This window comes from Allobosea sp. P1_B10 (assembly GCF_056406735.1).
In genome coordinates, this window is the sequence record NZ_JBFTZP010000007.1 from 173,688 (window position 1) to 198,761 (window position 25,074).

The 25,074-nt window shown below is 67.1% G+C and carries 21 protein-coding genes; 12 read left to right on the forward strand and 9 right to left on the reverse strand.

What is annotated here, in order from left to right; all coding sequences use genetic code 11:
* The first annotated feature begins 47 nt into the window (after positions 1 to 47).
* The gene (locus AC1D2L_RS16375) at positions 48 to 560 is read left to right on the forward strand and encodes a hypothetical protein (RefSeq protein WP_476846947.1); all 513 of its coding nucleotides are present in this window, start codon (positions 48 to 50) and stop codon (positions 558 to 560) included.
* Between the two features lie 49 nt (positions 561 to 609).
* On the opposite strand, the gene AC1D2L_RS16380 is transcribed toward AC1D2L_RS16375, so the two are convergent.
* Both AC1D2L_RS16380 and dxs read right to left on the reverse strand, forming a co-directional pair.
* Positions 610 to 1,338: a TlyA family RNA methyltransferase gene (locus AC1D2L_RS16380; protein ID WP_476846948.1), complete on the reverse strand. Its 729-nt coding sequence runs from the start codon at positions 1,336 to 1,338 to the stop codon at positions 610 to 612.
* Between the two features lie 21 nt (positions 1,339 to 1,359).
* Positions 1,360 to 3,273, reverse strand: a complete 1,914-nt coding sequence (gene dxs / locus AC1D2L_RS16385) for a 1-deoxy-D-xylulose-5-phosphate synthase (RefSeq protein WP_476846949.1) — start codon at positions 3,271 to 3,273, stop codon at positions 1,360 to 1,362.
* Between the two features lie 155 nt (positions 3,274 to 3,428).
* Between dxs and AC1D2L_RS16390 the strand changes: the two genes are divergently transcribed.
* Entirely contained in the window at positions 3,429 to 4,652 is a 1,224-nt protein-coding gene (locus AC1D2L_RS16390; RefSeq protein ID WP_476846950.1) for an MFS transporter, read from the forward strand.
* On the opposite strand, the gene AC1D2L_RS16395 is transcribed toward AC1D2L_RS16390, so the two are convergent.
* From AC1D2L_RS16395 to AC1D2L_RS16410, 4 genes are all read right to left on the reverse strand, one after another.
* The gene (locus AC1D2L_RS16395; protein ID WP_476846951.1) at positions 4,630 to 5,550 is read right to left on the reverse strand and encodes a pirin family protein; all 921 of its coding nucleotides are present in this window, start codon (positions 5,548 to 5,550) and stop codon (positions 4,630 to 4,632) included. The two genes, AC1D2L_RS16390 and AC1D2L_RS16395, sit on opposite strands and share 23 nt — an antisense overlap.
* Positions 5,551 to 5,639: 89 nt before the next feature.
* Entirely contained in the window at positions 5,640 to 5,897 is a 258-nt protein-coding gene (locus tag AC1D2L_RS16400; protein WP_476846952.1) for an exodeoxyribonuclease VII small subunit, read from the reverse strand.
* A 62-nt stretch (positions 5,898 to 5,959) separates the two neighbouring features.
* The gene (locus AC1D2L_RS16405) at positions 5,960 to 6,424 is read right to left on the reverse strand and encodes an Lrp/AsnC family transcriptional regulator (protein WP_476846953.1); all 465 of its coding nucleotides are present in this window, start codon (positions 6,422 to 6,424) and stop codon (positions 5,960 to 5,962) included.
* Between the two features lie 158 nt (positions 6,425 to 6,582).
* A complete protein-coding gene (locus AC1D2L_RS16410) occupies positions 6,583 to 7,095 on the reverse strand; it encodes a tyrosine phosphatase family protein (RefSeq protein WP_476846954.1) in 513 nt (170 codons plus the stop codon).
* A gap of 126 nt (positions 7,096 to 7,221) precedes the next feature.
* On the opposite strand from AC1D2L_RS16410, the gene AC1D2L_RS16415 reads away from it, so the two are divergent.
* Entirely contained in the window at positions 7,222 to 7,782 is a 561-nt protein-coding gene (locus AC1D2L_RS16415) for an acyl-CoA thioesterase (protein ID WP_476846955.1), read from the forward strand.
* A gap of 3 nt (positions 7,783 to 7,785) precedes the next feature.
* Here AC1D2L_RS16415 and AC1D2L_RS16420 read toward each other — a convergent pair whose 3' ends face one another.
* A complete protein-coding gene (locus tag AC1D2L_RS16420) occupies positions 7,786 to 11,358 on the reverse strand; it encodes a PAS domain-containing hybrid sensor histidine kinase/response regulator (RefSeq protein WP_476846956.1) in 3,573 nt (1,190 codons plus the stop codon).
* 224 nt (positions 11,359 to 11,582) lie between these two features.
* On the opposite strand from AC1D2L_RS16420, the gene mscL reads away from it, so the two are divergent.
* The 3 genes from mscL to AC1D2L_RS16435 all read left to right on the forward strand — a co-directional run bounded on the left by mscL (position 11,583) and on the right by AC1D2L_RS16435 (position 14,519).
* The gene (gene mscL, locus AC1D2L_RS16425; RefSeq protein ID WP_476846957.1) at positions 11,583 to 12,005 is read left to right on the forward strand and encodes a large conductance mechanosensitive channel protein MscL; all 423 of its coding nucleotides are present in this window, start codon (positions 11,583 to 11,585) and stop codon (positions 12,003 to 12,005) included.
* A gap of 120 nt (positions 12,006 to 12,125) precedes the next feature.
* Positions 12,126 to 13,319, forward strand: a complete 1,194-nt coding sequence (locus tag AC1D2L_RS16430; RefSeq protein WP_476846958.1) for a pyridoxal phosphate-dependent aminotransferase — start codon at positions 12,126 to 12,128, stop codon at positions 13,317 to 13,319.
* Positions 13,320 to 13,448: 129 nt separating this feature from the next.
* Positions 13,449 to 14,519 carry an AbrB family transcriptional regulator gene (locus tag AC1D2L_RS16435; RefSeq protein WP_476846959.1) on the forward strand — a complete coding sequence of 357 codons (1,071 nt, stop codon included), beginning with the start codon at positions 13,449 to 13,451 and terminating at the stop codon, positions 14,517 to 14,519.
* A 3-nt stretch (positions 14,520 to 14,522) separates the two neighbouring features.
* Here the strand turns inward: AC1D2L_RS16435 and AC1D2L_RS16440 are convergent, their stop codons facing one another.
* On the reverse strand, positions 14,523 to 15,461 hold the full coding sequence (locus AC1D2L_RS16440; RefSeq protein WP_476846960.1) for an SMP-30/gluconolactonase/LRE family protein: 939 nt from the start codon (positions 15,459 to 15,461) through the stop codon (positions 14,523 to 14,525).
* Positions 15,462 to 15,522: 61 nt separating this feature from the next.
* A complete protein-coding gene (locus tag AC1D2L_RS16445; protein ID WP_476846961.1) occupies positions 15,523 to 16,428 on the reverse strand; it encodes a LysR family transcriptional regulator in 906 nt (301 codons plus the stop codon).
* Between the two features lie 220 nt (positions 16,429 to 16,648).
* Between AC1D2L_RS16445 and AC1D2L_RS16450 the strand changes: the two genes are divergently transcribed.
* The 6 genes from AC1D2L_RS16450 to hisG all read left to right on the forward strand — a co-directional run bounded on the left by AC1D2L_RS16450 (position 16,649) and on the right by hisG (position 24,888).
* The gene (locus tag AC1D2L_RS16450; RefSeq protein ID WP_476846962.1) at positions 16,649 to 18,085 is read left to right on the forward strand and encodes an FAD-linked oxidase C-terminal domain-containing protein; all 1,437 of its coding nucleotides are present in this window, start codon (positions 16,649 to 16,651) and stop codon (positions 18,083 to 18,085) included.
* A complete protein-coding gene (locus AC1D2L_RS16455; RefSeq protein ID WP_476846963.1) occupies positions 18,082 to 19,269 on the forward strand; it encodes an FAD-binding protein in 1,188 nt (395 codons plus the stop codon). Before AC1D2L_RS16450 ends, AC1D2L_RS16455 begins: the two co-directional genes overlap by 4 nt.
* A gap of 166 nt (positions 19,270 to 19,435) precedes the next feature.
* Entirely contained in the window at positions 19,436 to 20,815 is a 1,380-nt protein-coding gene (gene glcF, locus AC1D2L_RS16460; RefSeq protein WP_476846964.1) for a glycolate oxidase subunit GlcF, read from the forward strand.
* Positions 20,816 to 21,009: 194 nt separating this feature from the next.
* Complete coding sequence (gene hisS, locus AC1D2L_RS16465) at positions 21,010 to 22,560, forward strand: histidine--tRNA ligase (RefSeq protein ID WP_476846965.1); 1,551 nt, start codon at positions 21,010 to 21,012, stop codon at positions 22,558 to 22,560.
* 250 nt (positions 22,561 to 22,810) lie between these two features.
* Complete coding sequence (locus AC1D2L_RS16470; RefSeq protein WP_476846966.1) at positions 22,811 to 23,923, forward strand: ATP phosphoribosyltransferase regulatory subunit; 1,113 nt, start codon at positions 22,811 to 22,813, stop codon at positions 23,921 to 23,923.
* Positions 23,920 to 24,888 carry an ATP phosphoribosyltransferase gene (gene hisG, locus AC1D2L_RS16475; protein ID WP_476846967.1) on the forward strand — a complete coding sequence of 323 codons (969 nt, stop codon included), beginning with the start codon at positions 23,920 to 23,922 and terminating at the stop codon, positions 24,886 to 24,888. The genes AC1D2L_RS16470 and hisG overlap by 4 nt, the downstream gene beginning before the upstream one ends.
* Positions 24,889 to 25,074: the final 186 nt, after the last annotated feature.

The following is a 25,074-nucleotide window of genomic DNA, read 5'->3' on the forward strand; positions in this document are numbered from 1 at the left end:
CTTTATTTGGGTTCGTCGGTCATGGTCGCAGCGTTATGGGGCTCAGGATGACAGTTGCGGCGATGCAGGCGCTGGCTACCGCTGTGGACGATCCGCGGTTCGTTCCGTCGACGCCGCAATTGTCGACCGACTATCTCAATCGCTACGGCGAAGCGCTGATGCTGCTCGAGATGGTGCCGATGGACCCCGAGATCGTCGCGGATCTCGAGGCCTGGCGCGCCGTCGACTACCGCGCGCATTTCAAGGCGTCCAGGCTGCGCTGCACGCCCTCCGCCCTGGCCGCCTATGACGGGCTCGCCGACGAACACCGCCGCGCGTTCGAGACGCTCTGCCGCGCGATGGACCGGATGATCACGACCGTCACCGCGCTCCTCGTCGAACGGCGGGATGTTAAGCAGAAGGGCTATGACGTCGCGGCGATCATCGATGTCGCCAGTGCCGCTTTGCGCCTGCTGATCGGCCGGGCGACACAGTTCATCAATGCGAACGGTCGCGTCGAGATCGCTGGCATCGACAGCACCAGCCTCCAGGCCGACATCGACGCGCTGTTTGCGGCTTAGCCTGCTGTCCGTGACATAAGCACGCGACCCGGATCGGCAGGCCTCGGTCTCAGCCTGCCCGGCGCGCGCCGACCAGGAATTCGCGGTTGCCGTCGCCGCCCTCGATCGGGGAGGGCGCAAGTCCCAGCACGGTGAAGCCGAGCCCTTCGAGAACCGCGACGATCTCCTCGCAGACCCGGGAATGGATCGCCTCGTCGCGCACCACACCTTTCTTCAGCGCGGCACGGCCGGCTTCGAATTGCGGCTTGATCAGCGCGGCGATCTCGCTTGCCGGGGCGAGCAAGGCCGCGACCGCGGGCAGCACGAGCTTGAGCGAGATGAAGCTGACATCAATGGCCGCCAGTGACGGCCGTTCCGGCAGCGCGGACGCGTCGAGCGTCCGGATATCCTGGCCTTCGAGGCTGAGCACGCGCCGATCGCCTCGCAACGAGGCGTGCAACTGCTCGCGGCCGACATCGACGGCCGTGACATGCTTGGCGCCGCGCTTCAGGAGTACATCAGTGAATCCGCCGGTGGAGGCGCCCACATCCAGGCAGGCCCTTCCTGCCGGGTCAAAACCGAAGGCGTCGATCGCGCCGACGAGCTTGAGCCCACCGCGTGATACATAAGGGTGAGGCGCCTGCGCCGTCAGCACGGCGTCAGGGAAAACCATCTCCGAGGCTTTGCGGATTGCCACGCCATTGGCCGTGACGAGGCCGGCGGCAATCGCGGCCTGTGCCCGCGCTCGGCTCTCGAAGAAGCCGCGTTCGACGAGCAACTGGTCTGCACGACTCTTCATGGCGTCGAGATCGCTGCGCGATCAGGCCCGCTTGACGGCGCTGGGCTGGCCGAGCGCGGCCTCGACAGTGCGCACTATGCCTGCAGCGTCGAGACCGGCCTGGGCATACATCGCCTCGGGCTTGTTATGGTCCTGATAGATGTCGGGCAGGGTCAGGGTGCGAACCTTGAGCCCGCCATCGAGCAGGCCCGTGCGCGCCAGCAGATGCAGCACATGGCTGCCGAAACCGCCGACGGAGCCTTCTTCGACGGTGACCAGGATCTCGTGCTCGCGCGCCAGGCGCAGGATCATCGCCTCGTCGAGCGGCTTGGCGAAGCGCGCATCTGCGACGGTCGCGGACAAGCCGCGCTGGCCGAGTTGCTCGGCCGCCATCAGGCATTCCGCCAGTCGCGTCCCCAGCGAGAGCAGGGCAACACGTGTGCCTTCGCGGACGATGCGGCCCTTTCCGATCTCGAGCGGGACGCCGAATTGCGGCATCTCGACGCCGACGCCTTCGCCGCGCGGATAGCGCAGGGCGATCGGCCCCTCGTCGAAGGCCGCGGCGGTCGCGACCATATGGGTCAGCTCAGCCTCGTCGCTGGCGGCCATCACCACCATGTCGGGCAGGCAGGCGAGATAGGCGACGTCGAAGGCCCCGGCATGGGTCGCGCCGTCGGCACCAACGAGTCCAGCCCGGTCGAGAGCGAAGCGCACGGGGAGCTTCTGGATCGCGACGTCATGCACGACCTGGTCATAGGCGCGCTGGAGGAAGGTCGAGTAAATCGCGCAGAACGGCTTGTAGCCCTCCGTCGCGAGGCCGGCGGCGAAGGTCACCGCATGCTGCTCGGCGATCCCCACGTCGAAGGTGCGGCGCGGGAATTCCTTGCCGAAGGCGTCGAGCCCGGTGCCGGACGGCATCGCGGCGGTGACGGCGACGATCTTCTCGTCCTGGCGGGCGGCCTTGATCAGGGCGTTGGCAAAGACGCCGGTATAGCTCGGGGCATTCGCGGGCGCCTTGGCCTGCTGGCCGGTGACGGGGTCGAACTTGACCACCGCATGGTACTTGTCCGGCGTCGCCTCGGCCGGGGCATAGCCCTTGCCCTTCTGCGTCACGACATGAACCAGCACCGGCCCCGATTCGGCATCGCGCACATTGCGCAGCACCGGCAGCAGATGGTCGAGATTATGCCCGTCGATCGGCCCGACATAGTAGAAACCGAGTTCCTCGAACAGCGTACCGCCGGTCCAGAAGCCTCGCGCGAACTCTTCGGTCTTGCGGGCCTTCTCGTGGAAAAATCGCGGCAGCTTCTCCGCCAGATATTTTCCGACCTCGCGCAGCGAGCGATAGGTCCGCCCCGAGACCAGTCGTGCCAGATAGGCCGACATCGCGCCGACAGGCGGGGCGATCGACATGTCGTTGTCGTTCAGGATGACCACGAGGCGCGAGCCGAGCGCGCCGGCATTGTTCATCGCCTCATAGGCCATGCCGGCCGACATGGCGCCGTCCCCGATGACCGCGACGACGTTGTTGGGCTTGTGCGAGAGATCGCGCGCCACGGCCATGCCGAGCCCGGCCGAGATCGAGGTCGACGAGTGGGCCGCGCCAAAAGGGTCGTATTCGCTCTCGCTGCGCTTGGTGAAGCCCGACAATCCGCCGGGCTGGCGCAGGGTGCGGATGCGCTCGCGGCGGCCGGTCAGGATCTTGTGGGGATAGGCCTGGTGGCCGACATCCCAGATCAGGCGGTCGTCGGGCGTGTTGAAGACGTGGTGCAGCGCCACGGTCAGTTCGACCACGCCGAGCCCGGCACCGAGATGCCCGCCGGTTACGGAAACCGCGTCGATCGTCTCCAGACGCAATTCGTCGGCGAGCTGCCGCAGATCGCTATCGGGCAGCTTGCGCAGGTCCTGGGGCGTATGGACGCGGTCGAGAAGAGGGGTGCGAGGGCGCTGTGTCACCGCCACGGTCTATCGCATCGCAGCCTCCGGACACAAGGGCAAGCCGGCACGTCAGGCATGCATAGGTCGCTCTGACGCGGGCAGACAGGAAACGGGTGGGCCGCCCGAATTCGGGATGACAGGTTGAATCCACTCAGCAAGCCCTGGATCCCGTGATGTCGCACCCCGTCCTGCCCGCGCTGCTCCTTGCCGGCATTCTCGCGCAGTTCGCCGACAAGCTGGCGCTCGACACAATCACGCTGGCCGCAACGCAGGCCGGCGCGAGCCCGCGCCTGCTGGGATTGCTCGTCGCGGCGCAATCGGCGGCCTGGCTCCTGGTCTCGCTGCCGGCCGGCGTCGTCGCCGATCGCGTCGCGCCCCGCAGCCTGATCCTGCTCGGTGGCGGGCTGATGCTGGCGGGCTCGCTGGTCGGTGCCGGCCTGCTCGCGCTCGGCGCAGTCGGCTGGGCGCTTGGCCTCTCGACCTTCGTGGCGGCTTCGGGCCCGGTGCTGATCGCGCTGTCTATCTTCGTGCTGCTGCCGCGCGTGGTGCCAGTGGCGGGTCTGCCGGGCGCCAATGGCCGGCTTGAACTCGGCCGCGCCTGCCTCAGCCTCGCCGCACCGCTGATCGCAGGCTGGGCGGTCGCGCGCGGTATCGGGGCGCTCGGGCTGGTCCTGTGCGCCGCGATGGGCCTGATCGTGCTCGCTGCCGCCTCGCGCCTGCCAGCGGACCGCCCGGCCGCCCAGCCTCGCCAGGCCTTGCACCGCGCCATCGCGGAGGGTGGCGCCTTCGTGGCCCGCCACCCCTATCTCAAGCCGATCGCGCTCTGCGCCGTCGGCTGGAACATGGCGTTCTTCGCCTTCCTTGCGATCGTGACGCCCTATGCGGCACGCATCCTGCTGCTCAGCCCCGAGATGATCGGACTGGCCTCTTCGGCCTATGGCGCAGGGCTGATCGTCGGCGCGCTGTTCGCAGCACGCCTGATCGCGCAGTTGCCGACCGGCGTGCTGCTGGTCTTCGGTCCCGCCTCGTCGCTGGTCGGCGCAGGATTGCTTGCCATCGCTCCGCAAAACCTCGGCCTGCCGGCGTTGGCCTTCGCGTCGTTCCTGTTCGGCTTCGGCCCGATCCTGTGGTCGATCGTGCAGACCAGCCTGCGCCAGGCGGTGACGCCGCAGGCCTTGCTGGGGCGCGTCAGCGCGACGCTGACCACCGCGACCTATGGCATGCGCCCGCTCGGCGCGCTGGCCGGCGGACTTGCCGGCGAATGGCTCGGCCTTCAGGTCGCGATGCTGCTGCCCGTCGCCCTGTTCGCGCTGTCGCTGCTGGCGATCCTGGCCTCGACCATGCCGCGGCTGAAGGCGCTGCCGGAGGGCGAGCTCAGCCCTCAGGCAGCGGAATGAACTCGGCCTCGTCGCCGGGAACGGTGTCGAAGCGCCCGGCCTTCCATTCGGCCTTGGCCTGGTCGATGCGCTCCTTCGAGGAGGATACGAAGTTCCACCAGATGTGGCGCGGGCCGTCCATGGGCTCGCCGCCGACGATCATCAGCCGGCTCTGGTCGATGCCGAGGATCGAGATGCGGTCGCCCGGCTTGAAGATCAGCAATTGCCCGGCAGCGAATTCGTCGCCCGCGATGTCGATCTTGCCGGAGACGATGTAGATCGCGCGCTCGTCGTAGTCGGGGTCGAGCGGCAGGATCGCGCCCGGCGAGAGCACGGCCTCGGCATAGAGCGTGTCCCAGGGAAACTTGACCGGCGAGGTCTGGCCGTAGGCCGAGCCCATGATCAGGCTGATGCGCTTGCCCCCCTCGACGATTCGCGGCAACTCCTGCGCGGCGTGATGGACGAATTCGGGCGCGCCTTCCTCATGCTTCTTGGGCAGCGCGAGCCATGCCTGGATGCCGAACAGCTTCGGCGGCTTCTGGCGCTCTTCGAGCGACGTCCGCTCGGAATGCACGATGCCGCTGCCGGCCGTCATCAGGTTTACTGCGCCGGGCCGGATCGCCATCTCGGTCCCCAGCGAATCCCGGTGCATGATCTCGCCGTCAAAGAGATAGGTCACGGTCGAGAGGCCGATATGCGGATGAGGGCGCACGTCGATACCCTGGCCGAGCAGGAATTCGGCCGGCCCCATCTGGTCGAAGAAGATGAAGGGCCCGACCATCTTGCGGCCGATGGAGGGCAGGGCGCGGCGGACGGAGAAGCCACCGAGGTCATGCGCGCGCGGCACAATGACCTTCTCGATCGCCTCGCAGGACCGGGCGTCGCCCAGGATCGGATCTTCGGCCGGAAGTTGCGACATGTGCAGTCCCTCTCGCCTGTTGCGACTGGTCGGATGCCCAGGAGCAAAGCACGCCGGAACCGTGCCGACCAGATGACGAGGCGCGAAAGCTACTTGTCGACGTCGAGCGGAGCGGTGCCGGTCGGCTTGCCGTCGGCGCCGAGCGTGATCTTCTCGATGCGCGCCTCGGCGTGTTTCAGCAGCGCGTCGCAGCGGGCCTTCAGGGCCTCGCCGCGCGTATAGATGTCGATCGATTCCTCGAGCGCCACGTCGCCGCGCTCGAGCCGGGCGACGATCGCCTCGAGCTGCTTCAGCGCCTCCTCGAAGGGAAGGGTGGCGATGTCGGCGTTGGGTGTGGTGTCGGTCAAGGCGCGAATCCCGTTGGGGCGCTGTTATCGGTCCTGGGGCGTTGCCCTGCAACCCCGTCGGGTCAAACCGGCAGCACCGAGCTCTTCTTGATCGTGCGCAGTGTCAGCGTCGACTGCACCCGCGTCACGCCCGGCAACTGGGTCAGGATATCGGTGTGGATGCGCTCGAAATCGGCGCTGTCGCGGTAGATCACGCGCATCAGATAGTCATGCGCGCCGGCCAGCAGATGGCATTCTAGGATCTCGGGCAGGTTCTGGACCGCCTGCTCGAATCCTTCCAGCGAGGCGCGGCCCTGCTGGTCGAGCGTCACGAAGACGAAGGCCGTGCCCGGAAAGCCCGCGATCTTGTCGTCGAGCATCATCGCATAGCCGCGGATCAGCCCGCTTTCCTCGAGCTGGCGCACGCGGCGCAGGCAGGCCGATGGCGACAGGTGCACCTTCTCGGCAAGGTCGGAATTAGTGATGCGCCCGTCCATCTGCAGGATGCGCAGGATGGAGCGGTCGCGGGAGTCGAGTTCGATTGTCATGGGGTCGGCAAGCCTCTGTTGCCGAGATGCATTGTCGCAATTTCAATGCGTTGCAAGCAATTTTCTGCGTCGGTTCGGAAAATCCGTGCAGCGTCCGGCGGCAAGCTCGCACTGCGCCGCACGAAGCTGCCTCTGCGGAACCGCGCTTTGGCGGAGCCTCAGGCGAGCGCCAACTGGAACGGCGCACCCTCGAACGCGTCAGCGCCACGTCCGATCCGGTCGATCGCCGAAACCATCCGGCCCTCGCGGCCGAGCATGGCGTCGGCGATGGCGACGAGGCGGGCATTCGGCGTGGCCGAGGGCGAGGCGGCGCGCAGCGCCTGCGCGATATCCTCTTCCGCTCGCTGCGGGCCGAGTGCGCAGGCCGTGATGAAGGCGCCGGCGGTCGAACGGCTGATGCCGGCCCAGCAATGGATTACGATCGGCGCCCGGCGGTCCCAGCCCTGCACGAAATCGAGGAAGCGCGCGACATGCTCCTCCGCCGGGACGATGTGCCCGTCCATCGCGGCAACGATGTCGGACATGCCCAGGAAGAGATGCCGCTCGGCAGGAATGCCGGGTGGCCGCTCCACGACGGTGTTGGCGTTGATCAGCGTCACGACATGGCTGGCGCGCACGCTCGCCACGGTCTCGTGAAGCCTCGCCAGGGAGGAGACATGAAGTGTCGGCATTGCGGCGGGTCCTGTGGGCGGAGGCGCTCCGGTGCAGCTCCGGCTCGCACATCCTAGCGGCCTGGTGCCGGTTGCGGCTAGAAGCATGGCGCTGCCCATCACGCTGTCCACCGTCAAAAGGCCCCGATGAACCTCTGGTTTCGCCTGCTCTGGCTGTTGCTTTCCACGCCCTTTCGCCCGCGATTGAGCCTGCCGGCTGAGGCTTCCGTCCTCGGTTTTCGCGTCTGGCCGCACGACCTCGATACCAGCATGCACATGAACAATGGCCGTTACTGGAGCCTGATGGACCTCGGTCGCACCGACCTCATGCTGCGCACTGGCCTGTGGCGCGCGGTGCTGCGCCATCGCTGGGTGCCGGTCGTGAATGCCGGGACCATCCGTTTTCGCCGCGAATTGCGGTTGTTCCGCGCGTTCAAGGTCGAGACCACCATCCTGTGCTGGGACGAAGCCTGGCTCGTGATGCAGCATCGGATCATCAGTCGGGGCCGCGACGGCGCCGAGATCGTCGCGGCCCATGCGCTCGTGCGCGCCGCGCTCTATGACCGGGCGGCGAAGAGCTATGTCCCCGTGGCGCGGCTGCTGGCCGAGATCGGCGTCACCTCGCAGAGCCCGGAGCCAGGCCCGGAGGTCGCGGCCTTCCTGGCGTCGGAGGATGCGATGCGATCCGCAGCCGCAATCGCGAACTGAGCCTTACTCCGCCGCCACGCGCGTCGCGCGCCACTGCGCCAGCAGGGCCCGCAGGGCGCCGGGCTTCAGCGGCTTGTTCAGCAGATGCACATCCAGCGCCGCGGCGGCCTCGCGGATATGGCGCGTGCGGTCGGCGGTCAGCAGGATCGCCGGCAGGGGCCCGCTGGTCCTTTCGCGCAGCGCGCTGATCGCGGTCAGGCCATTGCCATGGTCGAGATGATAATCCGCGATCACGACGTCGGGCGGCTCCGGCGCGCGCAGCGATTGCAGGGCCTCGTCGAGGCCGTCGGCCGTCACCACCTGGCAACCCCAGCCCTCGAGCAATCGCTTCATTCCGTCCAGGATCGCCGGCTCGTTGTCGAGCACCAGCAGGCGCAGGCCGGCAAGCTGCCCGGCCGGGGCGCTGCGCGGCGAACTGGCGACGGCCATCGCCGGCAGGGGCGAGGCGCGCGGCACCAGCACCGAGAAGCGCGTACCCCGTCCCGGTATCGAGGTCAGCGTCAGGCGGTGGTCGAGAGCGCGGGCTATGCGCTGGACGATCGAAAGCCCGAGGCCGAGGCCGCGCGCCACCTTCGCGCCCTGGTCGAGGCGCTGGAACTCGCGGAACACGGTCTTTTGCTTGCTCTGCGGAATACCGAGCCCGGTATCGAGAATCTCGACGGAGACCTGTCCGCCGCGCCTGCGGCAACCGACCAGGACCTTGCCGTTTGGCGTGTACTTGATGGCGTTCGAGACGAGGTTCTGCAGCAATCGCCGCAGCAGGCGCCGGTCGGAGCGCAGCGCGAGATTAGTCGGCATGAAGACCAGCTCGAGCCCCTTCTCCTGGGCGCTCGGCTCGAATTCGCGCTGGAGCTGGCGCATCAGTTCGTCGACGCGGAAGGCGGTCGCCTCGGGCTTGAGCGCGCCGCCATCGAGACGCGATATCTCCAGCAGCGCGGTCAGGATCTCCTCGACTGCGTCGAGTGAGGCGTCGATGTTCTCCGCGAGATCGGGACTTCCAGCCGCCCTGTCGCGCTCGACCAGTGAGGTCGCGTAGAGCCGGGCGGCATTGAGCGGTTGCAGGATGTCGTGGCTGGCCGCTGCCAGGAAGCGGGTCTTGGAGGCGTTCGCCAGCTCCGCCTCGGCCTTGGCGCGCTGGAGCTCGGTGTTGACGCGCAGGATCTCCTCGGTGCGCTCGGCGACGCGCCGTTCGAGGGTCTCGTTGGTGCGCGCCAACTCCTCCTCCGCCACCACCGCATCGGTGATATCGGTATAGGTGGTCACGAGGCCGCCGTCGGGCAGCGGGTTCGAGCGGATCTCGATGACCTTCTTCGACGGGAACAGCTTCAGACGGACGGGCTCGCGATCGTTGACGAAGCTCTCCAGCCGCGAGGCCATCAGGTCGTCCTGCTGGCCGTCGCCATAGGCGCCGCGCGTGGCGTTGTAGCGCACGACTTCGTCCAGCCCGGTGCCGAAGCGCACCAGCGAGGGCGGCAGGTCGTAGAGCTGGATGAAAGCCTGGTTCCAGGCCAGCAGGCGCAGGTCGCGGTCGAGCACCGTGATGCCCTGGCCGGCATGGTCGAGACCGTGCTGGAGGATGTCGCGATTGTACTGCAGGGCGGCCGACGCATCGTCGAGCAGCTTGAAGGCAGCCTCGGTGGAGAGGTTGCGCCGCCGCAGCAGCAGCGACAGCACGAGCCGGGCCGATGCCGCGCCGATCGCCGAGGACAGGAGATGCTCGCCGAAGCGCAGCAGATGGATATCCGCCTCGCGATTGCCATTGGGGGCATCGCCCCGGCCGGAGGCAAAGCTGTCGAAGGCGCGCTGCGTCCGCTCCTGTCCGAGATAGCGCCCGATCGTCGATTGCAACTCGGCCTCGGTGACGCTGGAGCGCCACAGCGAGAACGACTGAGCCATGGTCGCCCGGTCGGAGGCGACGAAGGCGTTGGCCTGCAGGCGCTCCATGGCATTAGCCGGGCGCAGCAGCGAGAAGCCGATATAGGCGATGATGTTGAGCCCGAGGCTCCAGACCACGCCATGCGGCAGGCTCGGCAGGTCGAGCCCCAGCAGCGCGCCCGGCCGCAGGGCGGCAATCCCCGCCGGACCGTGCTCGACCAGATCGGTCCAGATGCTCTGCGGATATGCGAGGCTCGGCAGCAGCAGCGTATACGCCCAGGTCAGGGTGCCGATCGTCAGGCCAGCGGCCGCACCCAGAGCCGTGCCGCGCCGCCACAAAAGGCCGCCGAAGAATGCCGGTGCGATCTGCGCGGTCGCCGCAAAGGAGAGCAGGCCGATCGAGACCAGAGCCGCTTCGCCGGCGGCGCGATAATAGGCGTAGCCCAACAGGATCACGATCAGGATCGCGACGCGGCGTATGATCACGACCTGCGAACCGAGGTCACCGCCCGTCGTGCCGCTTTCGTCTCCATGCGAGGTCAGCATGGCGACCGAGCGCGAGGGGTCGCTCAGGCCGCGGCGTCCGCGCAGCAGTAGCGGCATCACCAGATGGTTCGAGATCATGATCGCCAGCGCGACCGAGGCGACGATCACCATCGCCGTGCCGGCGGACAGGCCGCCGACGAAGACCACCAGCGCCAGCCAGTCGAGGTTTCGCTGCAGCGGCAGCAGCAGCACGGTCATGTCGCGGTCGACGCCCGCGCCCGGCAGCAGCAATTCGCCCGACATCGCCAGCGGCATCACGAACAGGTTGATCAGGATGAGGTAGAGCGGAAACATCCAGGCGGCGCGGCGGACATCGCGCGCGTCGCGATTCTCGACGATGGTCATGTGGAACTGGCGCGCCAGCAGCAGGGCTGCACAGGACGAGAGCAGTGTCAGCGTCAGGAACATCGTCCAGTCGGAGGTGCGTTCCCACAGCGGCGGCGCGAGGTCGGGCAGCTTGGCCGACTTGATCAGCAGGTCGGCGGCGCCGTCGAACATGCCGTAGACCACGAAAACGCCCAGGACGAGGAAGGCGACGAGCTTGATCAGTGATTCCACAGCGATCGCGAGGACCAGCCCGTCCTGATGCTCGGTGGCATCGATATGGCGGGTGCCGAAGGCGCAGGCGAAGCCGGCGAGCACCATCGCCACCAGGAATGCGAGGTCGCTGAGCACAGGCGCATCGGGCGTCAGCGCCTGCCCGCCCGTCGCGGTCAGGAAGACCGACAGCGAGTTCGAGACCGCCTTCAATTGCAGCGCGATATAGGGCAGGGCGCCGATCACCGCGACGAGACAGACCAGGGCTGCGACGCGCTCGCTCTTGCCGTAGCGCGCGCCGACGAAATCCGCGATCGAGGTGATGTTCTGCGATTTGGCGATCTCGACGATGCGCGCGACGAAGCGATGCCCAAACCCGATCACCAGGATCGGTCCGACATAGATCCCGAGGAAGTCGAAGCCCGCGCGGTTGGCGAAGCCGACCGAGCCGTAGAACGTCCAGGACGTGCAGTAGACCCCCAGCGCCAGCGCGTAGATCGTCGTGCGCGCACGTCCGCTCATGAGCCGCCGGCCCGAGGTGTCGGCGATATGGGCGATCGCAAACAGCACGCACAGATAGGCGAGAGCCGACAGGATGACTGTCCAGGCCGGGATCATTGCGACTCCATCGCCCCGCATGGGCGCGAGCGTGAGCCTAGCTCCCCTCCGCTGCGCTCGCCATAGCGCTTTGGATGCAGCGGAGGCTGCCGCGAGAGGCGGAACCTTGGGAAAACAGCCCGCTTCGGCCACCTAGGCAGTCCGGCAGGGGTTCAATGCAGGCGGAAACTCGACTAGCGTCCTCGCCCAGGGCCATTCAGCCCGGCAATGCAAAGGGATCCGGTATGCTGAAGGAATTCAAAGAATTCGCCCTCAAGGGCAACGTCATCGACCTCGCCATCGGTGTGGTCATCGGCGCGGCCTTCGGGAAGATCGTCGAATCCATGGTCGGCGACATCATCATGCCGATCATCGGCGCCGTCCTCGGCGGTCTCGATTTCTCGAACTACTTCTTCGGCCTGAGCAGCACGGTGAACAACCCCGTGCTTGTCGAAGCGAAGAAGCAGGGCGCCGTTCTGGCCTATGGCTCCTTCATGACCGCCGCCGTCAACTTCGTGATCATTGCAGCGGTGCTGTTCATGGTGGTGAAGGCGATCAACACGCTCAAGCGCAAGGAAGCAGCCGCTCCGCCGGCCCCGCCGGCGCCCGCTGCGGACGTCGTGCTCCTGACCGAAATCCGTGATCTCCTGAGGCAGAAAACGGTCTGAGGACACCCGTTCCGGTCGCGGCGATTCATCACCGCGACCGATTGACCTGATCTCGCGATTTCATGCACCGTTGCGCCGCCATCGGCTAAACAGGAGCATCCAATCACGAGGTTCCAGCCGATGACGACCACGACGCTTCCGGGCGCCAGCCTGATCGATTCCCTCAGGCCCGAGGCCCGCAGCGCGCCCGAGAGCGGCATCGTCGAGGTGATGAACCACGGCCGGATGCGCGAGGGCCTGATCCCGCTCTGGGTCGGCGAGGGCGACCTGCCGACGCCCGATTTCATCGTCAAGGCGGCCAACGCCTCGCTTGCGGCCGGCGAGACCTTCTACACCTGGCAGCGCGGCGTGCCCGAATTGCGCGCGGCGCTGGCGCGCTATCACGAGCGGCTCTACGGCCAGTCCTTCTCGCCCGAGCGCTTCTTCGTCACGGGCTCCGGGATGCAGTCGGTGCAGCTTGCCGTGCGCCTCGTCGCCGGCCCCGGCGACGAGCTCATCATCCCCACCCCGGCCTGGCCCAATTTCGCCGCGGCCATGGGTGTCGCTGGCGCCAAGGCCGTCTGCGTGCCGATGGACCTGCATGAGGGGCGCTTCACGCTCGACCTCGACAAGCTCGCAGCCGCGATCACGCCGAGGACGCGCGCGCTCGTCATCAACTCGCCTGCCAACCCCACGGGCTGGACCGCGACAAAGGACGAGATGGCGGCGCTGCTGGCGCTCGCCCGCAAGCACGGCATCTGGATCATCGCCGACGAGATCTACGGCCGTTTCGTCTATGATGGCTCAGCGCGCGCCGCCTCCTTCCACGACGTCATGGACGAGAACGACCGCGTCCTGTTCGTGCAGACCTTCTCCAAGAACTGGGCGATGACAGGCTGGCGCATCGGCTGGATCGAGGCGCCTGCCGCGCTCGGCCAGATTATCGAGAATCTGATCCAGTACTCGACCTCGGGCTCGCCGGTCTTCGTTCAGCGTGCCGCTACCGCCGCACTGGACGAGGGCGAAGGCTTCATCGGCGAGCAGATCGCGCGCGCTGCCGAGGGCCGCAAGATCATTGCCGAGGGCCTGAAGGCGACGAACCGCGTCTCGCTCGCGGCCCCGGTGGGCGCCTTCTACCAGTTCTTCTCGGTCGACGGGCACAGCGATTCCCGCAGCCTCGCCGTCGAACTGGTCGACAAGGCCAATGTCGGCCTCGCACCCGGAACCGCCTTCGGTCCCGGCGGCGAGACGGGTATGCGGCTCTGCTTTGCGCGCAAATCATCCGACCTCGTCGAGGCGGTCTCGCGGCTACAGCGCGCCATCGCGACGCTGTGAGGCGCACGCGCCTGCTTGGCGCGCACCCCCGCCCTGCGCAGGGGCGGGGGTGTGCCATTTGACCGGGCGGGGTGCGCCCGCCATGAACGCTGCGGGCGCCGCCACACCGCGACGCGCAGCGCGGACGCCATGGCAGTTTTCGGTTACCCCTCCAGACGGCTGACGACCCTGTGGCGCGAGGCGCTGGTCATCGGCCTCGCATTGACAGGGGGCGGGTTGCTCGCGCTCTGCGGCGTGCCGGCGGCGTGGCTGTCGGGCTCGATGCTGCTGGTCTCCGCGGTTGGCCTGCTGCGACCCTTGCCGGATCTGCGCAAGCCCTGGTTTGACACGACGATGCTTCTGTCGGGCACGCTGATCGGTTCCGCCGCGACACCCGAAGCCCTCGCCATGGTGGTGCGCTATCCCAGTTCTCTTGTGCTCCTGTTCGTCGCGCTTGCGGCCATCATGCTCGCATCGGGGGCCTATCTCCGCTACGTCGCCGGCTGGTCCTGGATTGATTCGCTGCTCGCCTCAGCCCCCGGCGCGCTTTCGGCCGTCATCGCCGTGGCGCAGGCCAAGGGCGCCAATATCGGCCGCATCGCGGTCATCCAGCTCTTCCGCATCCTCGTGCTGGTGGCGGCGCTGCCGAGCATCATGCAGCTTGTCGGGGGAATAGGAGAGGGCGCAGGCCAGGTTCCGGCGTTCGCGATCATAGGTGCCGGCGAAATGCTGCTGGTCCTGCTCTGCGGGTTCGCAGCCAGCGTCGTCTTCGAGCGCATTGGCGTCACCGCGCCCGGGATTCTCGGGGCAACGCTGGCGAGCGCCGTCCTGCATGGAACCGGCGTCGTCCACGGTGTGCTGCCACCTTCGATACAGATCGCCGTGCTCGTGCTGCTCGGCGCCGTGATGGGCGGGCGCGTCTCGCATGTGAAGCGGCACGAATTGCTGGCGCTGTTTCCGCTGGCGATCGGCGGCTTCGTGGTCTCGATCGTGGTGGCGTTCGCCTTTGCCTGGCCGGCCGCCTGGCTGGCCGGCGTGCCCTATGCCACCGCGATGGCGGCTTTCGCGCCCGGCGGCCTCGAGGCCATGGCGATGCTAGCGTTCGCGATGGGGCTCGACCCGCTCTATGTCGGCGCGCACCATCTCGCGCGCTTCATGATGCTGGGGCTTGCGATGCCGTTGATCGTGGCGCGGATGAAGCCCAACCCGCCTGGCAGCTGAGCCTCAGCGCGCCGGCCAGCTCGCGCCATTGGTATGCGTCATCACGGCATAGAGCGAGGTCGTGCCGCAGATGAAGAGCCGGTTCAGCTTCGGCCCGCCCCAGGCGAGATTGGCGACGATCTCGGGAATCGCGACCTTGCCGACCAGCGTGCCGTCCTGGTCATGGACATGCACGCCATCGGCAGCGCTTGCCCAGACCCGGCCCTCGACATCAAGCCGGAAACCGTCGAACAGGCCCGCCGTGCAGGTGGCGAACACGGTGGAATGTCCGAGCTTCGTGCCATCGGGCGACAGCTGGCAGGCGCGGATGTGGCGCGGCCCGTGCTCGGGATCATGGCTAGCGCCGGTGTCGGCGATGTAGAGGATGCTCTCATCGGGCGAGAAGGCGAGCCCGTTCGGCTTGACGAAATCATCCGCCACAAGCGAGAGCGCGCCGCTGCGGCCGTCGATGCGGTAGACATTGCAGCGGCCGATCTCGCCGTCGGACTTGTCGCCCTCGTAATCGCTGAGGATCCCGTAGTCGGGATCGGTGAACCAGATCGAATCGTCGGATTTCACGACGACGTCGTTGGGCGAGTTCAGGCGCTTGCCCTGCCAGCGATCGGCCAGAACGGTGATCGTGCCGTCATGCTCGGTGCGCGTGACCTGCCGGCCGCCATGCTCGCAGGTGACGAGCCGTCCCTGCCTGTCGACGGTGTTGCCGTTGGAGTTGCGCGCCGGCTGGCGGAAGACGGATGTCTGGCCCGAGAGCGCGTCGTGCCGCATCATCCGGTTGTTGGGAATGTCCGACCAGACCAGCGTGTTATGGGCCGGGAACCAGGCCGGCCCCTCCGACCAGCGAGCGCCGGTCCAAAGCCGTTCGACGCGTGCGGAGCCCGGAATGACCCGGTGGAAACGTGGGTCGAGAACAGTCACACCGGTGCCTTCGATCACGCCGTACATCACGAACTCTCTCCCCAACTTATCGCGGCACCATCAGCGAGACCGGCGCGAACGGCAAGCCTCACAAGGCAAGGCCGTCATCCCAATAGGGCGTGGCGCCGTAGAGTTCGCCGAGATAGTCGACGAAGGCGCGCACTTTCTGCTCCATATGCCGCCGGCTCGGATAGACCGCGTAGACCGCGACCCGCCTGCCGACAGAGTAGTCCGGCAGCACCCGCTGCAATGCACCTGATTTCAGTTCAGGCCCCACGTCCCAGGTCGAGCGCAGGGCGATGCCGACGCCTGCCAGGAGCGCCTCGCGGATCACCTCGCTGGAATTGGTCCGCAGGGGGCCGTTGACGCGCACGGTCACGGGGCCGTCGGGCCCGTCCAGTCGCCAGTGGTCGGCGTTGTGGGCAATCAGCGTATGGCGGGCGAGGTCCTCTATCGATGTCGGCAGGCGGTGGGTGGCGAGATAGCTGGGAGCCGCGCAGAGCACACGGTGGTTGGGCGCGAGCCGCTTCGCCACGAGGCTGGAATCCTGAAGGTCGGCGATGCGCACCGCGACATCAAAACCCTCGCCGACGACATCGACGAAGGCGTCGCTCAGCACGAGCTCGACTGTTACCTGCGGGTTGGCATCGAGGAACGGCTTCAAATGCGGCGCGATGTGCAGGCGGCCAAAAGAGGTCGGGGCCGATACGCGCAGATTGCCCCGCACCTGGCCCGCGCCACTCGCCACCCAGGCCTCGGCATCCTCGATCGAGGACAGGATCGAGACGACGCGCTCGTAGAAACCCTGGCCGGCCTCGGTCAGCGAGAGCTGGCGGGTGGTGCGCTGGAGCAGGCGAACGCCGAGGCGTTCCTCCAATCGCCTGATTCGCTTGGAGATAACCGCAGGCGAGAGGTTGAGCTGGCGCCCGGCGGCCGACATGCTCTTGGCCGTGACGACATGCGCAAACACGTCGAGATCGCCGAACCTGTCCATGCGTGATCCATCTTTTCCGAATTGGAAACAATCATGCACGAAGACCCCGCTGCAAGCGAGTTGGAATTGGTCTAGGGTCGGTTCCGTTACMGTTTCGCCGGGGATCGTCATTGCGAGCGAAGCGAAGCAATCCAGGGGTCGACGAGCTCCACAAGTCTGGATTGCTTCGCTTCGCTCGCAATGACGGCGAGCCGACCGGCAGAATTCTTCGAGGTCGACCATGTCCGCGATCGCATTTCCCGTTCCCGATGCCGGCATCCTGGCCCGCCGCGATGCGATCATTGCCGGCCTGGCGGGACTGGTCGCGGCCGAGGCGCTGATCACCTCGGCCGATGAGCGCCGGCCCTATGAGACAGATGCTCTGACCGCCTATCGTCGGCTGCCGCTGGCGGTGGTGCTGCCCTCGACCACCCAGGAAGTGGCGGCGGTTCTGCGCTATTGCAGCCAGCAGGGCGTGCCCGTCGTCCCGCGCGGCGCCGGCACATCCCTGTCGGGCGGCGCGATCCCACAGGAGGACGCCATCGTCATCGGCGTCTCCAAGATGAACCGCATCCTGGAGATCGACTACGCCAACCGCGTCGCGAAAGTGCAGGCCGGCGTCACCAATCTCGCCGTCACCGGGGAGGTCATGGCCGAGGGCTTCTTCTATGCGCCCGATCCGTCCTCGCAGCTCGCCTGCTCGATCGGCGGCAATATCGGCATGAACTCCGGTGGGGCGCATTGCCTGAAATACGGCGTCACCACCAACAATGTGCTGGGCGTCACCTTGGTGATGCTGGATGGGAGCATTGTGGAGATCGGAGGCGCCCATCTCGATGCGCCCGGCCTCGACATCCTGGGCCTGATCGTCGGCTCGGAGGGCCAGCTCGGCATCGTCACGGAGGCCACGGTGCGCATCCTGCGTTCGGCGGAGGGCGCGCGCCCCGTGCTCTTCGGCTTCCCGACCAGCGAGCAGGCAGGCTCGGCGGTCGCCGCGATCATCGGCGCCGGCATTATTCCAGTGGCAATGGAGTTCATGGACAAGCCGGCCATCGAGATCTGCGAGGCCTTCGCCAAGGCCGGCTACCCGATGGATGTCGAGGCGCTGCTGATCATCGAGGTCGAGGGCTCCGACGCCGAGATGGACGCCCAGCTCGCCCGCATCGTGACGATCGCCAGGGAGCACGGCGTCAAGACGGTGAAGGAAAGCCAGTCTGCGATGGAATCCGCCGCGATCTGGAAGGGCCGCAAATCCGCGTTCGGCGCGACCGGGCGGATCGCTGACTACATCTGCATGGACGGCACGATCCCGACCGGGCAGCTGCCCTATGTGCTGCGCCGCATGGACGAGATCGTGAAGGGTTATGGTCTGCGCGTCGCCAACGTCTTCCACGCCGGCGACGGCAATCTGCACCCGCTGATCCTCTACAATTGCAACGATCCCGTAGAGGCGCAGAAGGCCGAGGATGCCGGCATGGACATCCTGAAGCTCTGCGTCGAGGTCGGCGGCTGCCTCACCGGCGAGCATGGCGTCGGCATCGAGAAGCGCGACTTGATGACGGTCCAGTTCAACGAGGTCGACCTGCACCAGCAGATGAGGGTGAGGGCGGTGTTCGACCCGGGTTGGTTGATGAACCCCGCAAAGGTGTTTCCGCTGGAAGGCAGGATCGCCGCGTGATCATCCACACCCCCACCACAGAGGCGCAGGCCTGCGCCGTCGTGAAATCGGTCTTTTCGTCCGGCGTGCCGCTGGCGATCCGGGGCGGCGGCACCCGCTCGGGGCTCGGTCGCCCGAGCCAGGCCGCCAGCACCCTCACCAGCGCCGGCCTGACCGGAATTACCCTCTACGAGCCCTCCGAAATGGTGATCGGCGCGCGCGCCGGGACCTCGCTGGCAATCGTCCAGCAGACTCTCGCCGATCGCGGCCAGATGCTGCCCTTCGAGCCCATGGACCATCGCGCGCTGCTCGGCTCTTCCGGCGAGCCCTCGATCGGCGCGGTAGCCGCCGGCAACATCTCCGGCCCGCGCCGCATCAATGCTGGCGCGGCGCGCGACTCCCTGATCGGTGTAAAGCTGGTCAACGGGCGCGGCGAGATGATCAAGTCGGGCGGGCGCGTCATGAAGAACGTCACGGGCCTCGATCTGGTGAAGCTCGTCGCCGGCAGCTTTGGCACGCTCGGCTTCCTCACCGAGGTGATCTTTCGCGTGCTGCCCGTGCCCGAGCGCGTTGTGACGCTGGTCTGGCACGGATTGAGCGACGAGGCCGCCGTCGCGCTGCTGTCTGCCGCGCTCGGCTCGCCCTTCGAGCCCTTCGCCGCGGCGCATCTGCCCGCCGGCATCGGCGCGGAACAGGCGCGCACGCTGCTGCGGCTGGAGAATTTTACGGCCTCGATCGACTACCGCGCCGCCGAACTCGCGGCCCTGCTCAGCGCCCATGGGGCGCCCGAGATGCTCGAAGGCGATGCCTCCTCCACGCTGTGGACGGACGTGCGCGACGCCCACTTCTTCGCCGGCACGCAGGAAGCCGTCTGGCGTCTCTCGCTCGCGCCGACCAACGGTCCCAGGGCGACCGCCGCGATCGCGCGCGCCATTCCCGACGCCCGCTGGTTCTACGATTGGGGCGGCGGGCTGGTCTGGCTGGCGACGCCGGTTGCAGGCGATGCCGGCGCGGCTGCCATCCGTTCCGCGATCCTGCCGCTGGGCGGTCACGCCACGCTGGTGCGCGCGCCCGATGCGGTCCGGGCGAGCGTCCCGGTGTTCCAGCCATTGGCCGAACCGCTCATGCGGGTGACGGCGGGCATCAAGACGAGTTTCGACCCGGTGGGGATCTTGGAACCCGGCCGGATGTATGCGGGGATATGAACATGGGCGCGGGGAACCCCTCTCCCGGATGGGAGAGGGGCAGGGGTGAGGGCCGGACGGTGCCAGCTGATGTGCAGGCACACCCTTATCCGGCGCTCGGCGCCACCTTCTCCCATCCGGGAGAAGGACCAGCCGTCGCGGGTGACAGGACGATCAGAGCGTAGCCATGCAGACCAACTTCAGCCCGGCCCATCTTGCTTCGGATCCGCGCCTGCCGGCGTCGGAAAAGATCCTGCGCACCTGCGTGCATTGCGGGTTCTGCACCGCGACCTGCCCGACCTATCTCTTGCTCGGTGACGAGCTCGATAGCCCACGCGGCCGCATCTACCTGATCAAGGACATGCTGGAGAACGGCAAACCGGCCACCGCCGAGGTGGTGAAGCATGTCGACCGCTGCCTCTCCTGCCTGTCCTGCATGACGACCTGCCCCTCGGGCGTGAACTACATGCACCTCGTCGACCATGCCCGCGCGCATATCGAGGAAACCTATGAGCGCGACTGGGCCGACCGCACCCTGCGCCGCGTGCTGGCGGCGGTGCTGCCCTATCCCAACCGCTTTCGCGCCGCGATGGTCGGCGCGCTGATCGCAAAGCCCTTTGCCGGCCTGTTTGGTCTGCTGCCAATTGTCGGTGCGCGGCTCAAGGCCATGCTGACGCTAGCCCCGCTGCGGCTTCCGACGCGTTCGTCCATGGAAGGCCCGCAAAGCTTCCCCGCGATCGGGGCGCCTCGCAGCAAGCGCGTCGCCATGCTGTCGGGCTGTGCCCAGCCGGTGCTCGATCCCGCTATCAACGAGGCTACCATCCGGCTGCTGACGCGACACGGCGTAGAGGTCGTGCTGCCGGAGGGCGAGGGCTGCTGCGGTGCGCTTGTGCATCATATGGGCCGCGAGCACGACGCGCTGTCCTTCGCCCGCAACAACATCGACGCCTGGATGGCGGAGGTCGAGGGCGAGGGGCTCGATGCGATTCTGATCACGGCGTCGGGCTGCGGCACGACGATCAAGGATTACGGCTTCATGTTCCGCAATGAGCCGGCCTATGCCGAGAAGGCAGCGCGCATCTCTGACCTCGCCAAGGACATCACCGAGTTCCTCGCGACCATCGAGCTCGACCACACGCGCGACGTCGCGATGCCGATCGCCTATCACTCTGCCTGCTCGATGCAGCACGGCCAGCAATTGAAGGACGGCCCCAAGCGCCTGCTGGCGGCAGCCGGCTTCAAGGTCAAGGAGGTGCCCGAAGGGCATATCTGCTGCGGCTCGGCCGGCGTCTACAACATCCTCCAGCCGGAGATCGCGGGACAGCTGCGCGACCGCAAGGTCGGCAATATCGAGAAGACGCGTCCGGTGCTGGTCGCCACCGGCAATATCGGCTGCATGACGCAACTCGCAAAGGGCTTTGCCGACAAGGGCGCGACAACGCCGGTCGTCCACACCGCCGAACTGTTGGACTGGGCGACGGGCGGCCCGCTGCCGGAAAAACTGGCGCGGGCAGGGCTCGAGGATCGTCCCTTGCGGGCCGTGCCGACGCTGCAGGCTGCGGAGTAAATCGCTCCCCGTCATTGCGAGCGAAGCGAAGCAATCCAGGCATACGTATAGCGCTGCCGTTCCTGGATTGCTTCGCTGCGCTCGCAAGGACGGGCTGTGACGGCGCGCTTGCCCCGCGCGCCCTGCCAAGTTACCGAACGCACACCTGTTTCAGCGGGCGGCGCCCGCATTCAAAATTCGAGAAGTGAACACCCATGTCGAAGCCCGACAAGCTCAAAGCCCGCCAGCCGCGTGGCTTCGTCGACCGCGGCCCTGCCGATGTCGCCGCGACCGAGCGCATGCTTGGCGTCATCCGCGAGCAGTTCTCGCTCTATGGCTTCGACGCGGTCGAGACGCCCTTCGTTGAGTTCTCCGACGCGCTCGGAAAATTCCTGCCCGACCAGGACCGGCCCAATGAGGGCGTCTTCTCCTTCCAGGACGATGACGAGCAGTGGCTTTCGCTGCGCTACGATCTGACCGCGCCGCTCGCCCGCTATGTCGCGGAAAATTTTGACGCGCTGCCAAAGCCCTATCGCAGCTATCGCGCCGGCTATGTCTTCCGCAACGAGAAGCCGGGCCCGGGCCGTTTCCGCCAGTTCATGCAGTTCGACGCCGATATTGTCGGCGCCGGATCGGTCGCGGCCGATGCCGAGATCTGCATGCTCGCCGCCGATACGATGGAAGCGCTCGGCATCAAGCGCGGCGACTATGTCGTCAAGGTCAACAACCGCAAGGTGTTGGACGGCGTGATGGAAGCGATCGGCCTCGGCGGCGAAGAGAATGCCGGCCGCCGCCTGACTGTCCTGCGCGCCATCGACAAGCTCGACAAGTTCGGACCGGAGGGCGTCAAGCTGCTGCTGGGCGAGGGCCGCAAGGATGAGAGTGGAGACTTCACCAAGGGCGCTGGCTTGAGCGAAGCTGCGATTGAAAAAATCGTCGACTTGTTAGAGATGCCATCGCTCGACGAAATGCTGAGTTATGATGCCAATAACTTCACCTTGGATCAGGCTCCACGATCTGAATTTTCGGATAGCGATCTTTTCCACGAAGGTGTGTCGGAACTCGCTACAATTTCGAAAATGTTCGTGAAATCTGGATATAAGAGCGATCGCGTACGCATAGATTTCTCCGTCGTACGCGGGCTCGAATACTACACCGGCCCGGTCTACGAGGTGGAGCTAACCTTCCCCGTCACCAATGACGACGGGCAGGTGGTGCGCTTCGGTTCGGTTGCGGGCGGTGGGCGTTATGACGGGCTCGTCGGTCGCTTCCGGCCTGAGCCGGTGCCGGCGACAGGCTTCTCCATCGGCGTCTCGCGCCTGTTCTCGGCGCTGAAGGCGGTGAAGTCGCCGATCGTCGACAACAAGGTCGATCTGCCGCTGGTCGTCGTCACCGCGATGGACAACAAGAGCCCTGAGCACATGCCGGGCTATCAGGCGATGGTCTCGCAGCTGCGCCAGGCCAAGACCGAAGCCGGCAAGCCGCTGCTGCGCGCCGATCTCTATCTCGGCTCCTCGGGCTTCAACGCACAGATGAAGTACGCCGACCGCCGCGGTGCCATCTGCGCCGTGATCCAGGGGTCTTCGGAGCGCGAGGCCGGCACGGTCATCATCAAGGACCTGATCATGGGCGCCGAGCTCGCTGCCGCTGGCCGCGAGGTCAAGGATTCCGCGGAGCACAAGGCCCGCCAGGCCGAGGCGCAGTTCCCCGTGCCGGCAGCGGAGCTTGTCGAGGGCGTGAAGCGGGTGCTGAAGCGGCACGCGTAGCGCTGCGAACGTCATGCTCGGGCTTGACCCGAGCCGCCGCCGTCATGCTCGCCCTTGTGGCGAGCAGCCACGTCTTGAACGCAACCTTCGCCCAATAAAGACGTGGATGGTCGGCACAGGGCCGACCATGACGGGAATTCGCCGCCCGAGCATAACGCCTGCGAATTCCCGTTCACCCATTTCCCTAAAAACAATCGAAAACGCGCTGCATCGCTGCTAGGACAGCGCCCGTAACAGGATGAACCCAGCCGTGCCCGCCATCAGCGCCAGCATCGAGACCGTGATCGCGTTGTTCGCGCGCGAGGGCTATGCCCGCGCCGAGCCCGCGATCCTGCAGCCGGCCGATGTTTTCCTCGACCTTTCGGGCGAGGATATCCGCCGCCGCATCTTCATGACCCAGGACGCCGATGGGCGCGACTGGTGCCTGCGGCCCGAATACACCATTCCCGTCGCGCTCGATCATATCGCCTCGGGCGCCACGGAACCGGCCGCCTATGCCTATGCCGGCCCGGTCTTCCGCATGCGCTCGCGCGAGCCCGGCGAGTTCGCCCAGGCTGGCCTTGAATCCTTCGGCCGCGAGGATTTTGCCGCGACCGACGCCGAGATCATGGCGCTGACCATCGAGGCGACCGCCGCGCTCGGCCTCGCACGGCCAAAGATCGTGATGGGCGATGTCGCGCTGCTGAACGCGCTCCTCAATGAACTCGCGGTGCCCCAGGCCGCCCGCCGCCGCCTGATGCGCGCCGTCGTGCAGGGCAAGGGCGCCGCTGCCGTCGACGCGCTCGATCCGCCGGTCGCGGACGGCGACGCCGCCCATGCCGGCCTGCTCAAGGCGTTGGAAGGCCAGAACCCCAACGCCGCAAAGGCTTTCGTCGAGGATGTGCTCTCCATCGCCGGCATCTCGACGGTCGGTGGCCGCAGTGCCGGCGATATCGCCGCGCGCTTCCTGGCCCGTGCAGCCGAACGCGAAAACCCGGTCTCGACCGAGATCCGCGGCATCCTGGCGGAAGCCCTCTCGGTCTCCGGCGATCCCGACACCGTGTCCGCGACCTTGCGTGACCTTGCCGGACGCGCCTCGCTGGATCTCGCCGCGCAGCTCGACGCATTCGACGAGCGCACCGGCTTCCTGGCCGTGCGCGGCGTCGATGTCGGCGCGATCGCCTTCCAGACCGGCTTTGCCCGCAATCTCGACTACTACACCGGCTTCATCTTCGAGCTTCACGACACCACCCGTACCGACGGCAAGCCGGTCGCCGGCGGTGGCCGTTATGACGCCGTGCTGGGCCGGCTGGGCGCCACGCGACCGACGCCCGCTGTCGGCGCATCGCTCTGGCTCGACCGGCTGGCGGGAGACGCCGCATGACTGACGCACCGCTCGTTCTCGCCGTGCCCTCCAAGGGCCGGTTGCAGGAAAACGCCACCGCCTTCTTCGGGCGCGCCGGCCTGAAATTCGTGACCTCGCGCGGCGAGCGCGACTATCGCGGCACGATCGCGGGTGTCGAGGGCGCCGAAGTTGCCTTCCTCTCGGCTTCCGAGATCGTCTCGCAGCTCGCCTCGGGCGCGGCCCATTTGGGCATCACCGGCGAGGATCTGGTGCGCGAGCAGGTGTCGGACGCCGATGCCGCCGTCGAGATGCTGACGCCGCTCGGCTTCGGTCACGCCAATGTCGTGGTCGCGGTGCCCCAGGCCTGGATCGACGTGCGCAGCATGGCCGATCTCGACGACGTCGCCTCGACCATGCGGATCAAGCAGGGCCGCAAGCTGCGCGTCGCGACAAAATATGTGAACCTGACGCGGCACTTCTTCGCGCAGCACGGCATCGCCGATTACCGCATCGTCGAGAGCCTCGGTGCGACCGAAGGTGCGCCGGCCGCTGGTAGCGCCGAGATCGTGGTCGACATCACCACCACGGGTTCGACCCTGTCGGCCAATGCACTGAAAATCCTCGATGACGGCGTCATGCTCGCCTCGGAGGCCAATCTCGTCGCCTCGGTGCGCGCACCCTGGAGCGATCGTGCGCGGGCGGCTGCCAACACCATCCTCTCGCGCATCGCCGCCGAGGAAGAGGCCCGCACCATCCGCGAGATCCGGGTGCAGCCGATCGGCGCAGACGTTCTGGCCGGCGTTCTCGAGCGCTTCGGCGCCCGTACGCCGTTTGGCACGGCGGCGCAGGGCGGCGTGCAGATCCTGCATTGCCCAGAGAAGTCCGTTTTCGCGCTGGTCGAGCATCTCGCGGCCAATGGCGCGGACGACATCACCGTCAGCGCGCCGACCTATCTCTTCCGCAAGGCCAATCCGCTCAGCGAACGACTGCTCGCGCGAATCTGAGCCGGCACCGACGCCCGAGTGGGCCGTTCGCTCGCGGGTCCGGGCGTTGCGCGCGTCGAATCCGGCGCGGGCGCTGCCCCGTAAAATCCCGAATCTGAGTTTATGGCAGCGGTTCAGGATTGATCCCGAACCAATACGCGGTTACGCGCTTTCACCAGGGTGAGGCCGCGGGTTATCATCACGGCC

Coding starts and splice junctions, on each gene's coding strand:
- hisS (WP_476846965.1), top strand. CDS start 21,010: ATGTCGAAGCCCGACAAGCTCAAAGCCCGCCAGCCGCGTGGCTTCGTC.
- AC1D2L_RS16415 (WP_476846955.1), top strand. CDS start 7,222: ATGAACCTCTGGTTTCGCCTGCTCTGGCTGTTGCTTTCCACGCCCTTT.
- AC1D2L_RS16395 (WP_476846951.1), bottom strand. CDS start 5,550: ATGTCGCAACTTCCGGCCGAAGATCCGATCCTGGGCGACGCCCGGTCC.
- AC1D2L_RS16430 (WP_476846958.1), top strand. CDS start 12,126: ATGACGACCACGACGCTTCCGGGCGCCAGCCTGATCGATTCCCTCAGG.
- AC1D2L_RS16440 (WP_476846960.1), bottom strand. CDS start 15,461: ATGTACGGCGTGATCGAAGGCACCGGTGTGACTGTTCTCGACCCACGT.
- AC1D2L_RS16375 (WP_476846947.1), top strand. CDS start 48: ATGACAGTTGCGGCGATGCAGGCGCTGGCTACCGCTGTGGACGATCCG.
- glcF (WP_476846964.1), top strand. CDS start 19,436: ATGCAGACCAACTTCAGCCCGGCCCATCTTGCTTCGGATCCGCGCCTG.
- AC1D2L_RS16445 (WP_476846961.1), bottom strand. CDS start 16,428: ATGGACAGGTTCGGCGATCTCGACGTGTTTGCGCATGTCGTCACGGCC.
- AC1D2L_RS16435 (WP_476846959.1), top strand. CDS start 13,449: ATGGCAGTTTTCGGTTACCCCTCCAGACGGCTGACGACCCTGTGGCGC.
- AC1D2L_RS16420 (WP_476846956.1), bottom strand. CDS start 11,358: ATGATCCCGGCCTGGACAGTCATCCTGTCGGCTCTCGCCTATCTGTGC.
- AC1D2L_RS16390 (WP_476846950.1), top strand. CDS start 3,429: ATGTCGCACCCCGTCCTGCCCGCGCTGCTCCTTGCCGGCATTCTCGCG.
- hisG (WP_476846967.1), top strand. CDS start 23,920: ATGACTGACGCACCGCTCGTTCTCGCCGTGCCCTCCAAGGGCCGGTTG.
- AC1D2L_RS16405 (WP_476846953.1), bottom strand. CDS start 6,424: ATGACAATCGAACTCGACTCCCGCGACCGCTCCATCCTGCGCATCCTG.
- mscL (WP_476846957.1), top strand. CDS start 11,583: ATGCTGAAGGAATTCAAAGAATTCGCCCTCAAGGGCAACGTCATCGAC.
- AC1D2L_RS16450 (WP_476846962.1), top strand. CDS start 16,649: ATGTCCGCGATCGCATTTCCCGTTCCCGATGCCGGCATCCTGGCCCGC.
- AC1D2L_RS16410 (WP_476846954.1), bottom strand. CDS start 7,095: ATGCCGACACTTCATGTCTCCTCCCTGGCGAGGCTTCACGAGACCGTG.
- AC1D2L_RS16380 (WP_476846948.1), bottom strand. CDS start 1,338: ATGAAGAGTCGTGCAGACCAGTTGCTCGTCGAACGCGGCTTCTTCGAG.